The 13,428-nt window shown below is 51.5% G+C and carries 16 protein-coding genes; 7 read left to right on the top strand and 9 right to left on the bottom strand.

The genetic code is table 11. The annotated features are described in order from the left end of the window. The first annotated feature begins 77 nt into the window (after positions 1-77). Positions 78-230 (top strand): hypothetical protein, encoded by a 153-nt coding sequence (locus IJG50_03575; GenBank protein ID MBQ3378927.1) that lies wholly within the window; start codon positions 78-80, stop codon positions 228-230. A gap of 123 nt (positions 231-353) precedes the next feature. After that, complete coding sequence (sleB, locus tag IJG50_03580; GenBank protein ID MBQ3378928.1) at positions 354-1,037, top strand: spore cortex-lytic enzyme; 684 nt, start codon at positions 354-356, stop codon at positions 1,035-1,037. Positions 1,038-1,091: 54 nt separating this feature from the next. Here sleB and IJG50_03585 read toward each other — a convergent pair whose 3' ends face one another. Genes IJG50_03585 through IJG50_03615 form a run of 7 tightly spaced genes read right to left on the bottom strand, consistent with a single transcriptional unit; the run spans position 1,092 to position 5,821 of the window. Then, complete coding sequence (locus IJG50_03585; GenBank protein MBQ3378929.1) at positions 1,092-2,147, bottom strand: PilT/PilU family type 4a pilus ATPase; 1,056 nt, start codon at positions 2,145-2,147, stop codon at positions 1,092-1,094. 2 nt (positions 2,148-2,149) lie between these two features. Continuing rightward, a complete protein-coding gene (locus IJG50_03590; protein MBQ3378930.1) occupies positions 2,150-2,521 on the bottom strand; it encodes a hypothetical protein in 372 nt (123 codons plus the stop codon). Beyond that, a complete protein-coding gene (locus IJG50_03595) occupies positions 2,518-2,913 on the bottom strand; it encodes a hypothetical protein (protein ID MBQ3378931.1) in 396 nt (131 codons plus the stop codon). Before IJG50_03595 ends, IJG50_03590 begins: the two co-directional genes overlap by 4 nt. 2 nt (positions 2,914-2,915) lie before the next feature. After that, positions 2,916-3,389, bottom strand: coding sequence for a DUF4860 domain-containing protein (locus IJG50_03600; protein ID MBQ3378932.1), 474 nt, complete (start codon positions 3,387-3,389; stop codon positions 2,916-2,918). After that, positions 3,386-3,709: a hypothetical protein gene (locus IJG50_03605; protein MBQ3378933.1), complete on the bottom strand. Its 324-nt coding sequence runs from the start codon at positions 3,707-3,709 to the stop codon at positions 3,386-3,388. Before IJG50_03605 ends, IJG50_03600 begins: the two co-directional genes overlap by 4 nt. Positions 3,710-3,712: 3 nt before the next feature. Continuing rightward, the gene (locus IJG50_03610; GenBank protein ID MBQ3378934.1) at positions 3,713-4,762 is read right to left on the bottom strand and encodes a type II secretion system F family protein; all 1,050 of its coding nucleotides are present in this window, start codon (positions 4,760-4,762) and stop codon (positions 3,713-3,715) included. Positions 4,763-4,777: 15 nt separating this feature from the next. After that, entirely contained in the window at positions 4,778-5,821 is a 1,044-nt protein-coding gene (locus tag IJG50_03615) for a transglutaminase domain-containing protein (protein MBQ3378935.1), read from the bottom strand. A gap of 537 nt (positions 5,822-6,358) precedes the next feature. Here IJG50_03615 and IJG50_03620 point away from each other — a divergent pair. From IJG50_03620 to IJG50_03640, 5 genes are all read left to right on the top strand, one after another. Next, the gene (locus tag IJG50_03620; GenBank protein ID MBQ3378936.1) at positions 6,359-6,505 is read left to right on the top strand and encodes a hypothetical protein; all 147 of its coding nucleotides are present in this window, start codon (positions 6,359-6,361) and stop codon (positions 6,503-6,505) included. Positions 6,506-6,601: 96 nt separating this feature from the next. Then, on the top strand, positions 6,602-7,048 hold the full coding sequence (locus IJG50_03625) for a CtsR family transcriptional regulator (GenBank protein ID MBQ3378937.1): 447 nt from the start codon (positions 6,602-6,604) through the stop codon (positions 7,046-7,048). 20 nt (positions 7,049-7,068) lie between these two features. After that, positions 7,069-7,602: a UvrB/UvrC motif-containing protein gene (locus tag IJG50_03630; GenBank protein ID MBQ3378938.1), complete on the top strand. Its 534-nt coding sequence runs from the start codon at positions 7,069-7,071 to the stop codon at positions 7,600-7,602. Continuing rightward, on the top strand, positions 7,583-8,626 hold the full coding sequence (locus tag IJG50_03635) for a protein arginine kinase (GenBank protein MBQ3378939.1): 1,044 nt from the start codon (positions 7,583-7,585) through the stop codon (positions 8,624-8,626). The genes IJG50_03630 and IJG50_03635 overlap by 20 nt, the downstream gene beginning before the upstream one ends. Before the next feature lie 50 nt (positions 8,627-8,676). Next, positions 8,677-11,142, top strand: coding sequence for an ATP-dependent Clp protease ATP-binding subunit (locus IJG50_03640; protein MBQ3378940.1), 2,466 nt, complete (start codon positions 8,677-8,679; stop codon positions 11,140-11,142). A gap of 251 nt (positions 11,143-11,393) precedes the next feature. On the opposite strand, the gene IJG50_03645 is transcribed toward IJG50_03640, so the two are convergent. Continuing rightward, positions 11,394-12,656, bottom strand: a complete 1,263-nt coding sequence (locus IJG50_03645; GenBank protein ID MBQ3378941.1) for a hypothetical protein — start codon at positions 12,654-12,656, stop codon at positions 11,394-11,396. 5 nt (positions 12,657-12,661) lie between these two features. Then, positions 12,662-13,390, bottom strand: a complete 729-nt coding sequence (locus IJG50_03650) for an RNA polymerase subunit sigma (protein ID MBQ3378942.1) — start codon at positions 13,388-13,390, stop codon at positions 12,662-12,664. Between the last annotated feature and the right edge of the window lie 38 nt (positions 13,391-13,428).

Below are 13,428 nucleotides of genomic sequence, written 5' to 3' on the forward strand. Positions count from 1 at the left end.
GGACTTTTACGCAACTTCCGCAAAAATCCCGCATATTATAACGTATATATTCAAAGCACAAAAAGGAGGTGCAGAGTTTGAATAACATGTATAACAGCGCGCCGCGCGGCTCTTCACACAGAGACGTTAAGCGTACCGATAAAGACGCCGACAACAGTGTAAAAAGGCGGGGCGACCTCGACGATTATATTTTCCGCTTCAATTTGGAAAAGCCCGTGAGCGAAAGATAACTCTTTGCCGTTTTTGTATACCTTTAGACGGCCTTTAAGAGTAAAAGGTTGCATAAAAAACAGTTTTTTTGAAAAACTAACCTCGAAAACAAAAATAACGAGGTAGGAATAATGAAAAAAGCCATGTCCAAGAACACCGCGTCCGCCCTTTTAATATCGGCTGTACTGATAGCGGCTCTTCTTCTCTTTGTTTTTTATGCTCAAAGCATAAAACCGGAAACTGCCGAAACCTTTTCGCGCTACGGCTCCAGCGGCGACGAAGTAAAGACCATACAGACAAAGCTCAAAAACTGGGGTTACTATAACGGCGCGATCGACGGAATATACGGCAGTGAAACTCAGGCGGCCGTAAAATACTTTCAACAGAAAAACGGCCTTAAGGGCGACGGCATTGCAGGCGTTCAAACGCTTAATGCCATGGGTATCACAAGCTCGGGCTCGCAGTCGTCTTATACGCAGTCGGAGCGAAGCCTTCTTACGCGCATAATAAGCGCCGAAGCTCGCGGCGAGCCTTACGAAGGACAGGTGGCCGTAGGCGCGGTGATCCTTAACCGCGTCGAACATCCGTCGTTTCCGAATACCATCGCGGGCGTCGTATATCAGCCCGGCGCGTTCTCCGCACTTGACGACGGGCAGTTCAATCAGCCCGTCGATGCGGCCTGCGCGCGCGCCGCAGACGCAGCCATGGCAGGAAGCGACCCTTCGGGCGGCGCGATATATTATTACAATCCCGCAAAATCAACGAACAAATGGATCTTGAGCCGCCCCGTTATAAAAAGGATCGGCAATCACGTCTTTGCCGCATAAAAAACGCGCCCTCTCAATTCTCGGTTGAGAAGGCGCGATTTTTTCTTATTCATTTTATGCTTTTTTGATCATCTGATCGGGGTTCATCGCATAATGGACGGCTGTGTCCTTCGTTATACGCCCCGCTTTGACTAAGGCAAGGATCGAGTTGTCCATGCTTATCATGCCCTCGCCGGAGCCCGTTTGGATAGCTGCGTCGATCTGATGGATGCGGCTGTCTCTTACAAGCGTGCGTATAGCGTTGTTTAAGTGCATTATCTCAAAAGCCGGCGTAAGCCCTCCGTCCACAGTGGGCAGAAGCTGCTGACTTACTACGGTACGCAAAACCTGAGACAGCTGTACGCGTATCTGCTGCTGCTGTCCGGGGGGGAACACGTCTATGATTCGGTCTATAGTGTTTACCGCGCCCACGGTGTGAAGCGTGGATATTACAAGATGTCCTGTTTCGGCTGCGGTCATAGCTGTCTGTATCGTGTCGAGGTCTCTCATTTCTCCGAGCAGGATAACGTCGGGAGCTTGTCTTAAGCTTGCTCTTAACGCCGTAACATAGCTTTCCGTATCGACGTTCAGCTCTCTTTGGCTTACAATGCCTTCTCTGTGAGAATGAAGATACTCTATCGGGTCTTCTATAGTTATTATGTGCGCGTTGCGCGTTTGGTTTATTCTGTCGACTACGCAGGCGAGCGTAGTCGATTTGCCGCTTCCGGCAGGGCCGGTCACCAAAACGAGACCTCTCGTGCGCTCTGATATTTTCATGACCTCATCGGGAATGCTAAGATCCTCCCAGCTCGGTATGCCGAACTTGACTACGCGCATTACGGCCGCAAGCGAGCCGCGCTGTCTGAATATATTAACGCGGAAGCGCGCAAGACCCGGCAAGGAGGTGGAAAAGTCGTCGTCCCACCCGTGCGGGCTTTCGGGCAGCGGCCTTTGTGCCAATTCATATATATCACGCACCAAAGCCTCCACGTCTTTCGGGAGAAGAAATCCGTCGCTTATCGACCTTATCTCTCCCGCGCGTTTTATAGATACCGGCTTGCCGGCTATAAGAAACAGATCGGCCGCGTTTTCATTGACCGCCGTTTCCAAATATGTCCGAATATTCTCCATTGTCAATTACCGTCCCATACTTTGATTGTATTGTCAGTCTCCCAGTCTCCCGTAAAGACAGTCTGCCAGCGAATGATCTTTATATCCCCGCTGCTGTTTTGAAGCTCCACCTGCAATGTCTGCTCTGCGCCCACCGGCAGCTCTATCAGGGCAGAACCGCCTTCAGGCATTCCCCCGCGCTTAAGCTTTGCCACCTGCTCTACGGCCTCAGAATCCGCCGCATAATACTCCTTCGCAGACTGAGCCGTCATCTCGCACATGGCGCGCTCCTTATCTGCAGCCGAGAACGTAAGCACTGCGAACACGCATAAGCATAGGGAGCAAAAAATCATAACAAGCGATACAACGCCCGAGATCTGTCCTCCCCGCTTCATGTCTCTTCCTCCAAGGCGGCTACGTTCCAGTCAATAAGCTCTTCCCCGTCAAACGTGACGTCGAGCTTGCCGGAAACAAACCCGTCTTCCTGTTTTGCGTTAAGATGTAGGACAAGTCCGTCGTCAAGCTCAATAACGAGAGCGTCGTTCTCTACATCGCCGCCCGTAAGCCGCGCCGTTTTATCAATGTCGCCGCCCGAAGCCTTAAAGCACTCCGCCGCCACGCGCGCCTCATTTACGGCTTTATTCAAAATAACGCTGTCGCGGCTTACTACCTCGGCGCGCACAAAGAGCCCGCCGCAGACAGCAACGCAAAAGGCAAAAATGCCGACGGCGATAAGCAGCTCTATAGCAAAAAGACCTGCCCGCGTAGGCCTAACACGGTTCTCCAATTCTATCCCCCGCTTCTTAAATATACATATGACGTCTCACGTCTGCCGTCAGCATCTGTATAATCTATACCGATCATTCTGCCGTCCTGAGTGACAGTCAGATCCTGCGCCTCGATTATCTGTTGTCCGTCGTCAGGCCCAAGTCCGCTGTCCTTCACACAAAACAGCTCCATAAGCCAGCCGTTATGCACATATATGATCGTCTCGCAAACCATTCCGTCAGAAAGCCTTTCCTGAAGAAACACGGCGTCCTCACCGCCAAAGCTGCCGGCCTTTACGGAGTCTGCCATGTCATAGCTGTGGATCTTCGCAGTGATATACGTTATCCCGAGCCTCTCATCGGCAGATCCATTCACCCTGTCCTGTACCTGACGGTAAACTCCCGCCCCCGTCGTAAGCGCCAAAAGCATCGCCACTCCGAACACACAGGCTACTATCAATGATGCGGCTATACCCGAGCCGCTTTTTGTCTTCATGACGGCCGCCGGACAACTGTTATCTCCGGCATTATATTAGATGCAAATATTTCATAGTACACTATATATTTCTCCTCATCAACGGCTATCCCGCTTGCGCTTTTTAAAGCATCATATGTCGCGGGATAAGCGCCTTCTACGGCATAACAGCTCACCGCAGCGCGCCTAACGGCCAACTCCGCCTGCCTAAGTCCGTCACGCTCCGACGCCTCGGCTGCCTGCTGTACGCCCGACATTGCCCAAAGCGCAACAACGACAAACAGCGCCATGCTGAGGGCAAACGGTACCCATGCCCACCGTTTTCGATACTTTCTTTTCATCGCTTATCCAACCCCCGACAGAAGTCCCATCATAGGCAGCATTACGCTTAAGAGTATCACACCGGCCAAAACGCTTGTAATAACGACGATAGCCGGTTCCACCGTGCCTACCGCACGGTCTATGCGTCTTAAGCTTTCCTCCTCCTGACGGGCAGCCAAATTCTCAAGCGTCTCAGGCAGCGAACCCGTGCGCTCGGCAAGCTTTAAAAGGCTGCAATCGCGTTTAGAGAAAAGACCGCTCTTTGCCAGCGCGTCGGCAGGGCTTTCCCCCGCCTCTATACTCTCCCTGCACAGCGCGGTCTTTGCGTCTATCTCACGCGATCCTCCGCAAAGTTTCGCCGACATATCCACCGCTTCTTCCATATTCATACCGCTGGCAGTCGCCATAGCCATAGACGACGCGAATCGGGAAGTCGCCATCTGGCCCATAATGCCGCGCCCGCCGAAACGAAGTGTAAACCATGATGAAAAACCGCTTCTCAGCTTCGGTACAAGCCTTATTACAAGCGCTATGATCACAATGACAACAAGCGCTATGGCAATGCCCGTCCCGGTTTTGGCCAATACTGCGCCCGCATTCATCATGCTCGAAGCCACGGCGCCCATTCTCACGCCGAGCTGTGCGAAAACGCGGTCAAATACCGGCAGCACCTGTGTGATCAAAAGCACGACCACCGCGATCATTACCACAAGCAGCACCACCGGTACGGTGATGGCGCTGCGGATATCCGACTTTAAGCGGATCTTTCTGACATAATGGCGTTCAAGCGCCAAAAGCGTCTCCTCAAGTCTTCCGGTGTTCTCCGCAAGCGCGATCATATCCGTCATATACTGCGGAAATACTTTGGAACTGCGCAGCGCCTCCGCCAACGTCAGACCTTCATTTATATGGTCGATAAGCACGTCAAGCCAGCGCGACACCTGCGGATCATCCTCGTCCTCACGAAGGAGAGCGATGCCGTCGGCGGGAGTTATTCCCGCACGATACAGCTGATAAAGCTCCTGACAGAATACCGGAAGGTACCTCTCCGGAACGGTTTCACTTTTACTCATCTGCTAACCCCTCACTCAGTACAGATACTTTGCCGTATAATTCTCTCCGTTGCCGATATATTCCAATACGCTTTCGCTGTTGTTGCTGCTGGAGGCAAAGGTGGGATCCATAAGCTTCCACTCGGTGCCGTTGAAGTATATCTTGCCCTCTACCCAGCCGTCGGTCTCGCTCCAAACGCTTATCCATGCGTGATATGCGCCGTCCGTATAACCTAAAACGAGCTTAACGGGCACTCCCTGCGAACGGAGCATCGCCGCCATAAGAGACGCATAATCAAAGCAAATGCCCTTTCCCGTTCTCAGCGTTTCGTCAATATCGGGCAGATAGCCGCTCTTTACGCTCTGCGCCTTCGCCTTATCATATGTAACATGTCCTACAACGAAGTTATAAACGCTCTCCACCTTTGCCAGATTGTTGCCGGCTCCGGCGCAAAGCTCTTTCGCTTTCTTTACAGCCTCGCTGTTCTCGGAGTAATATACATACTGATTAGGTCTGATAAAGGGAGCGAACTGATCCTTAAGCGTCGCAGAGAATGTTACTGAAAGTATCGTCACGTATTTCGTTCCCGAAGTGTTCTTATAAACGCCTACCGTATACGATCCGTTTCCGTCCGACAGGGGGAACGCCTCGTATGCTCCGTCGGTGCGCAGATTATACTGGTATGTAGTCCCGCTCGGGCCCGCAACGAGCACCTTTACGCCGCTCGAAGCATCGGCAAGCCATGACGCCATAATATATCCGTCGCTCGTATTTGAATAATCAATAACGGCAGATTCGTTGCTCTTCACATCCGTTCCGGGCGCAGTCGTCGTAAGCACCATGCCTAAATTGGGAGCGTCCGCAAGCGGAACAGCCTCGTCAAGAAGGGCGCCAAGCTCCACCTCCGGTCCTTCCTCGGACATTTCGTCCAAATCTGCCGCGTCGGCGCCGCTTTCGGTCTTAGTGTCGGACGCCTCATTTCCCGAAGCATCCTCTCCCGCGCCGTCAGAGGCGCATCCTGCGAACAGGGCTAAGATAAGCATTGCCGCAAGCAGCATGCAAAGTAGTTTCTTCTTCATAGTATCCCTCCGTATCTACTCTTTTTTATTTATAACTTAAGGGGGAACGTCTTAATAAATCACACTCAAAATGTTATCATCTTTCAGCGGATTTGTAAAGACGTCATATAAGCAAAAGAGTCTGATGCCGTAAACCGGTATGAGACTCAACGCGCGTTTTTTACGTTTGCGCCGATCCTGCAGGGGTCTTATTTGTTATGTCGTATTACGACTACCATTAGTTCCCTTATGCCGCCTTAAAAAGGCGAATTTTATTTATCTTCCGCTTGGCGTATTTTTAGGGACGATCTAAGATCACAAAAGCGGGCGAGGCGTCGTATCTACAGTTATGAAAGCCTTTGTTTTCAAAAAAAATATCGCTTTTAATCAAGAGATAAGGTTACCCCCGTCGGAAAGGCAGCAAAATGTCTTTACGCCTCGCTTCAAAAGTTTACATGCGCTTTTTACCAAAAAAGCGAGTCTTCGCCTACTCGCATAAACGCTCCCGCACAAAGCATACTATAACAATACAACATAAACTAAGGCGGTTTACGAAATATGACTACCCCCAAAGACGAGATATTCCCCTCTGACGTATGTCCCTCCAAAGAAAAAACTCCCCGCGTTCTGAAAAGCGGCGAGCACGATATGCATTCGCGCACGGCTGACCCCAATGATGTTAAAAAAGATTTGAAAAATTCATAAATTGTACATTGATTTTCTTATGATGCGGATGTATCATATAATCTAAAGTCAAGAACAGTCAAAGTCAAAAAAACATTGCGACCGGAGGCGAATATTTTGAAACTGTCCGATATTATCGCGGAATTTATCAGCGAAAGCCTGTCGGAAAGCGGCGAATGCGAGATCGGCCGAAACGAGCTTGCTATGAAATTCGGATGCGCGCCTTCGCAGATAACATACGTCATAACAACGCGCTTCTCGCCCAATCAGGGCTATATAGTAACGAGCAGGCGCGGCGGCGGCGGATACATCCGTATCGCCCGTATGTGCTGTGACAGGCGGCAGACTATAATGCATATAGTAAACTCCATAGAGGGCGATATGGATCAGAATACCGCAAATATTTTTTTAAAAAATATGACGGGATACGACTATATGACTAAAGAAGAGGCAAAAATGATAAGCGCGGCCATATCAGAAAGCTCGCTTAAAAACGTACCTGCCGAAACGCGCGCCTTTGTTCGCGCAGACATATTTAAAAACATGCTTATAAGCTTACTTTAAAATCACAGGAGGTTAGTGTTATGCTTTGCGAATACTGCAATTTGAAACCGGCAACGGTGATACTTAAACAGAATATTGACGGAGAGATGAAAACTGTTCACATCTGCCGCGACTGCGCGCAGGCTTTGGGCGTTACTCTCGATAAAATAAACGTCGGCGAAGTTATGAACGATATGGACAGCTTTTTTGCATCCATGTTCGGAAAAAAGAGCTCCTCGCAGTCAAAGCCGGGAACGATAGCCTGCGACTTCTGCGGAATGACGCTTACGGAACTCCAAAAAACAGGCAAGGCCGGCTGCGCAAACTGCTATAACGTCTTTGCGGACGTTATGGATAACGCGATACGCCGCATACACGCCGCCTCAACACATTGCGGCAAGGTGCCCGCAAGCGTCGACGGACAGATGAGCGTGACAAGAAAGATAGAAGAATTAAAAGCAAAGCTCAACGTAGCCGTACAGAACGAAGAATATGAGCTTGCGGCTACCATACGCGACGAAATAAAAGCGCTGCAGGCGAAAGGAGAGGAAAAAAATGAGCAGAAACTGGTATAAATCAACGGGCGATTGTTCCGATATCGTTATCTCCACGCGCGTCCGCCTTGCCAGAAACCTCTCGCACTATCCCTTCCCCGGCCGTATGGACGACGCCATGCAGGACGCCATGCTCTCCGAAATAAAGGCCGTAATGGAGAAGGAGACTGGCGTATTTGGCAGCGATTATACCTTTATAGATATGACGCAGCTTTCCGACAACGAGCGTCTTGCCATGACGGAGCAGCATCTTATAAGCACAGAATTTGAAACTTCGCCCGCAAAGCGCGCTCTCATAGTAAACGGCGACCAGACGGTAAGCATAATGATAAACGAGGAGGATCATGTGCGCATACAGTGCATAATGAGCGGCCTTGCGATAGCCGAATGCTACGATCTTGCAAGCAAAATAGACGACTGTCTCGACCGCGCGCTCGGCTTTGCCTTCTCCAATCAATACGGATATCTTACAAAATGCCCCACTAACGTGGGCACCGGCATGAGAGTGTCCGTTATGATGAACTTAACGGCCCTGTTTTTAAGCGGCAAGATGTCTTCGACGGTCCAGTCGCTTTCAAAGCTCGGCCTTACCGTACGCGGCATGTACGGCGAGGGCTCTCTCCCCTACGGAAACCTTTATCAGATATCTAATCAGGTGACCTTAGGCCTTTCTGAGCACGAGATACTTGAAAAGCTCTACACGATAGCGCGCCAGATCGTAGAAAACGAGCGCAACACCCGCCGCGAGCGCGTTGGAAGGCGCCGCGACCAGATCGAGGATTACTGCTACCGCAGTCTCGGCATGATGAAGGCGGCAAGAATAATGACCTCGATGGAAACGATAAACCTGTTGAACGGCGTGCGCTACGGCGTATCGACGGGGCTTCTGCCCGACATCGATTTCGCACTTTTGAACGAGATAATGGTGTGCACCCAAAAGGCAAATCTCATGATGCAATACGAAAATGAGAATATGAGCGAGGAGGAGCGCGACGCCGTGCGCGCAGAATATATCCGCGCAAAGCTTGCGGGCGTTGAAATATAAAACCTCGTCTCGGGAGCAACTTATATACAAAAGGAGGAATACTCATGTCCATGTTTGAAAATAAATTTACCCAGCGCGCCGAAAACGCGATAAAGCGCGCGCATGAGGCGGCGGTACGTTTGGGAAACGACTATGTGGGAAGCGAGCATCTTTTGTTGGGGCTGCTTGAGGAAAAGGGCGGCATCGCATCGAGCGTGCTTGCCGCCGAGGGCATAACCGACGCTGAGATAATAGAACTCATAGGCACGGGCACGGCCGTCTCTCAAGACGGCGGCGCCGACCAGAACTCAAGCGAATCCGCTGCGCGCGGCCTTACTCCGCGCACAAAGCGCATAATCGAAGTAAGCTTCAATGAATCGAGAAAGCTCCAGCACAATTACATCGGCACCGAGCATCTTTTAATGGCTCTCCTTCGCGAGACCGACTGCGTAGCATGCCGTCTCCTTATGGAATTCGGCGTAAATCCGCAAAAGATGTACAACGATATAAAGAATCAGATAACGAATACCGCAACGGCCGGGGTATCGGCCTCTTTAGGCGGAGAAAAGAAGGGGCATGCCCATTCTCAAACGCCCACCTTAAATCAATACGGCCGCGATCTTACAGACCTTGCGCGCGACGGCAAGATAGACCCCATCATAGGCCGTGAAACAGAGATAGAGCGCCTTATGCAGATATTGTCGCGCCGCACGAAGAACAACCCCTGCCTCATAGGCGAGCCGGGCGTCGGAAAGACAGCCATAGCCGAAGGGCTTGCGCTTAAAATATTTTCGGGCGATATACCCGAGAATTTAAAGGACAAAAGGCTCATAAGCCTTGACATATCCTCGCTCGTTGCAGGCTCGAAATACCGCGGCGAATTTGAGGAGCGCCTTAAAAACATCGTGTCGGAGATAAAGAAGGCCGGAAACGTTATCCTCTTTATCGACGAGGTGCATACGCTTATCGGCGCAGGCGCTGCCGAGGGCGCGATAGACGCGGCCAACATCTTGAAGCCCTCGCTTGCTAGGGGCGATTTCCAGCTTATAGGCGCAACGACGATAGACGAATACAGAAAGCACATAGAAAAGGACGCCGCTCTTGAGCGACGCTTCCAGCCGATAACTGTAGCGGAACCCACCGTTGACGAAACGATACTCATTTTAAAAGGAATAAGAGACAAATACGAGGCGCACCACAAGGTAACGATAACTGACGAAGCCATAGAAGCGGCGGCTACGCTTTCACACCGCTACATCGGCGACAGATTCCTGCCCGACAAGGCCATAGACCTTATCGACGAGGCGGCCTCTAAGATACGCCTAAAGACCTTCACCGCGCCGCCGGAGTTAAAGGAGCTTGAAAAGCAGATCCAAAGCATCTCGAAGGAGAAGGAATCGGCGATACGTGCGCAGGAATTTGAAAAAGCTGCTGCAATACGCGACGAAGAGGTCGCAATGAAGAAGAAGCTCGACGAAAAGCTGCGCGCATGGAGCAGCGCGTCACATTCGGCGCAGCTTGAAGTAACGCACGACCTTATCGAAGACATCGTAACGCAGTGGACGAATATCCCCGTAAAGAAGCTGGCAAGCCAGGAAGCGGAGCGCCTTTTAAATCTTGAAGAGGAACTTCACAAGCGCGTAGTAGGCCAGGACGAAGCCGTCCACGCGATAGCGAAGGCTATTCGCCGCGGCAGAGTTGGCCTTAAAGACCCCAAGCGTCCCACCGGCTCGTTTATCTTCTTAGGCCCCACGGGCGTAGGCAAGACGGAGCTTTCAAAAGCGCTCTCCGAGATACTCTTCGGCACAGAAAACGCCATGATACGCATAGATATGTCGGAATATATGGAAAAGCATACGGTATCGCGTCTCGTCGGCTCGCCTCCCGGGTACGTAGGCTACGACGAGGGCGGCCAGCTTACCGAGAAGGTGCGCCGCATGCCCTACTGCGTGCTCTTATTCGACGAGATAGAGAAGGCGCATCCCGACGTGTTCAATATCCTTTTACAGATACTTGAGGACGGTATTTTAACGGACGCGCAGGGACGAAGAGTAGACTTTAAGAACGCGATAATCATTATGACCTCTAATGTCGGCGCAAAGAGCATAACCGACAAAAGGCGCCTGGGCTTTGAGCAGAGCGACAACAACGAGGAGGCCGATTATAAGAAGATAAAGTCGGCCGTTATGACGGAATTAAAGCGCACGTTCAGACCTGAGTTCTTAAACCGCGTGGACGACATAATCGTATTCCATCAGCTCTCGCATGACGATATACGCCTCATCGCCTCGAAGATGATCGATAATCTCATATCGCGTCTGTTGACGCTCCAGATAGGGCTCAAAGTCGATGACGACGTTATCTCCTACATCAGCGAAGCGGGCTTTGATAAGGTATACGGCGCAAGGCCGCTAAGACGCGCGATCCAGAATTATATGGAGGACGCGCTGGCCGAAAACCTGCTCTCGGGCGACATTGCCGCGGGCGACAACGTGACGGCAAAGATGAAAGACGGACAGATCATTTTTGCAAAATAAAATAATTTAACGAAGACAACGGGAATGCGGCAAAACAGCCTCTTTTAAAAAACGCATAAAAGAAAGACGCTTTCACGGGAATATACATCCCTTTGAAAGCGTCTTTTCATTTGTTTTTAAGCGAAATGTTTGTGCTGTTTGCCATCGGATCTATATTTTCGCCTCATCCGTCTTTTAATTATATGCTAAGCCTAATCGCCGCGTCCCCTCGCACCCGGGCGCTGCCCCCCGGTAAAAAGGCATGGCATTTTTTATAACTGCGGCGGTGCGCTTTCGCCTTGCATCGGCGTGTTTTCGCCGATTTCTCTCATTTCGTGGCGCGCGTCGCCCTTAGGCGGCGCATTTTCGCCGGCTTCTCCCATTTCGGGGCGCGCGTCGCCCTTAGGCGGCGCGTTTTCGCCGAATTCTCCCATTTCGGGGCGCGCGTCGCCCTTAGGCGGCGCGTTTTCGCTGACTTCTCCCATTTCGGGGCGCGCTTCGCTTTGCGGCGGCGCGCTTTCGCCGCCTTCTCCCATTTCGGGGCGCGCTTCGCTTTGCGGCGGCGCGCTTTCGCCGCCTTCTCCCATTTCGGGACGCGCGTCATTCTGCGGCGGCGCGTTTTCGCCGGCTTCTCCCATTTCGGGGCGTGCGTCATTCTGCGGCGGCGCGCTTTCATAATTTATAATGTTTTCTTCAACGACCGCTTCACTGCGCGCATCTTGTCTGCCTTCCCAAACGTGCGGCTTTTGCTCATTTATGCTCGGTCTTACATTCGAGGCGCTTGCCTCCGACGTGATCTTACCGGACGAGATCTCGCCTTGCGGCGTTACCTCGGAAAATGTCGGTCCGCTTTCGTTTCCCGTCCCTGTATCCGCCAAAGGATCGGCGCCGTGCGGCAAAGCTATGCCCTCACGCTCGAATATATATCGTCCCGGGCTTTTCCTTTCTTCACGCGCAAGTCCGCGTTCTTCACGGCTCATTTCCATCGTATAAAGCGGCACGTCTTCTCTCAATGCGCCTACCGAGCTTTCGACTGCGGCGCTTATGCGCTCGCTCTGCGAAGGCGTATCTGACGCAACGCCCGCTATAATGTAGCTTTCATCCGAGTCAAGATACCCTTTCGTTTCGAGCGTCTTTATCGTTTCATCAAGCGAATCCTCCATTTTCATATTCATTATCTCGTCCGAAATTATTTTCGTAAGCTCCTCGCTGTCCTCGTTAAGAGCGGCAACCGCAATAACGCGCCCCAGCCTGTTTATAGATATTTCTACCGACGTTTCACCCACGTCGAGCGAGACGTACGCCGAGGCGGGAACTGTAAGATAGCCGTAGGAACCGCCCAATATGACTAACGCCATAAAGGCTGCCGCAACTGATTTGAACCACTTTCTCTTCCTTAGGGGCAGCTTTGTAATTTCAGCGTCAAGCTCTATCGTTTCGCCGATCTCGCCGCTTGCCGCCGCAGTCACGACAACGCCGTCCTCACGAAGCAGCGCGCAGAGACCGCCGCGCTTTTCAAGTATTATCGCTTTCATTACAGTCACCCCCTTCGTATGTAGTCGATATACGACGCAAGTATCGGAAACTCGCCGTCCAAAATCTCCGCCGAGGCTATTATGTATCGACGGTGGCGGTCAAGGATCTTTTTCACGACGCCGCTTGCCTCAAAGAGCTCCTTTATCGGAAGCATTCTTTTAAGCCTCATTTTCGCCATAAGCGCGGCGCTCGCTATAAGCGCGCGCACCGCCGTGCGGCAGCTTGCTTTCGTTTTTTGCGATTTCGGCGAGCATTCGGCCAGATCGAAAAAAGAAAAGCCGTATTCTTTAAGTATGGCCTGCATCGCGGCTATCTCTTCTCTCGCACGGCTTGCCTCGTCGTCTTGGGCTGCCGTCTCCATCGAGCTTTTCGCGATCCTTACGCCTACAACATTTTCCAAAGGCCCGCGCTCGCCGCCGTCTTCGCCGAAGGCCTCCGGTGAAACGGAAAGCTCCAAAGCGGCCTTGCCGCTTGCTCGCATTTCATCCGTAAGCCGCCGCTTTATTACGAGCGCGGCAAAAAAATCAAATGTGCCTTTTCCCTCATCATATCCTTTTACGGCCTCCGAAAACGCAAGAAGGGCCGTTGACCATTCGTCGTCGCTTTCCGTAACGTATCTTCCTGTCGTTTTGGATGCAACGGAAAGTATCCACGCCTTTTTCTCGTTTAAAAGCTCCTCAAATGCGCGTTCGTCCGTTTTTGCAGCCATGATCAGTTTATTCGGATCGTTCAAAAGATTTCACCTCTGTGCTGTGCGTTTCAAGGTCAATA

Source organism: Clostridia bacterium (genome assembly GCA_017405765.1).
Taxonomy (GTDB): Bacteria; Bacillota; Clostridia; order Oscillospirales; family RGIG577; genus RGIG577.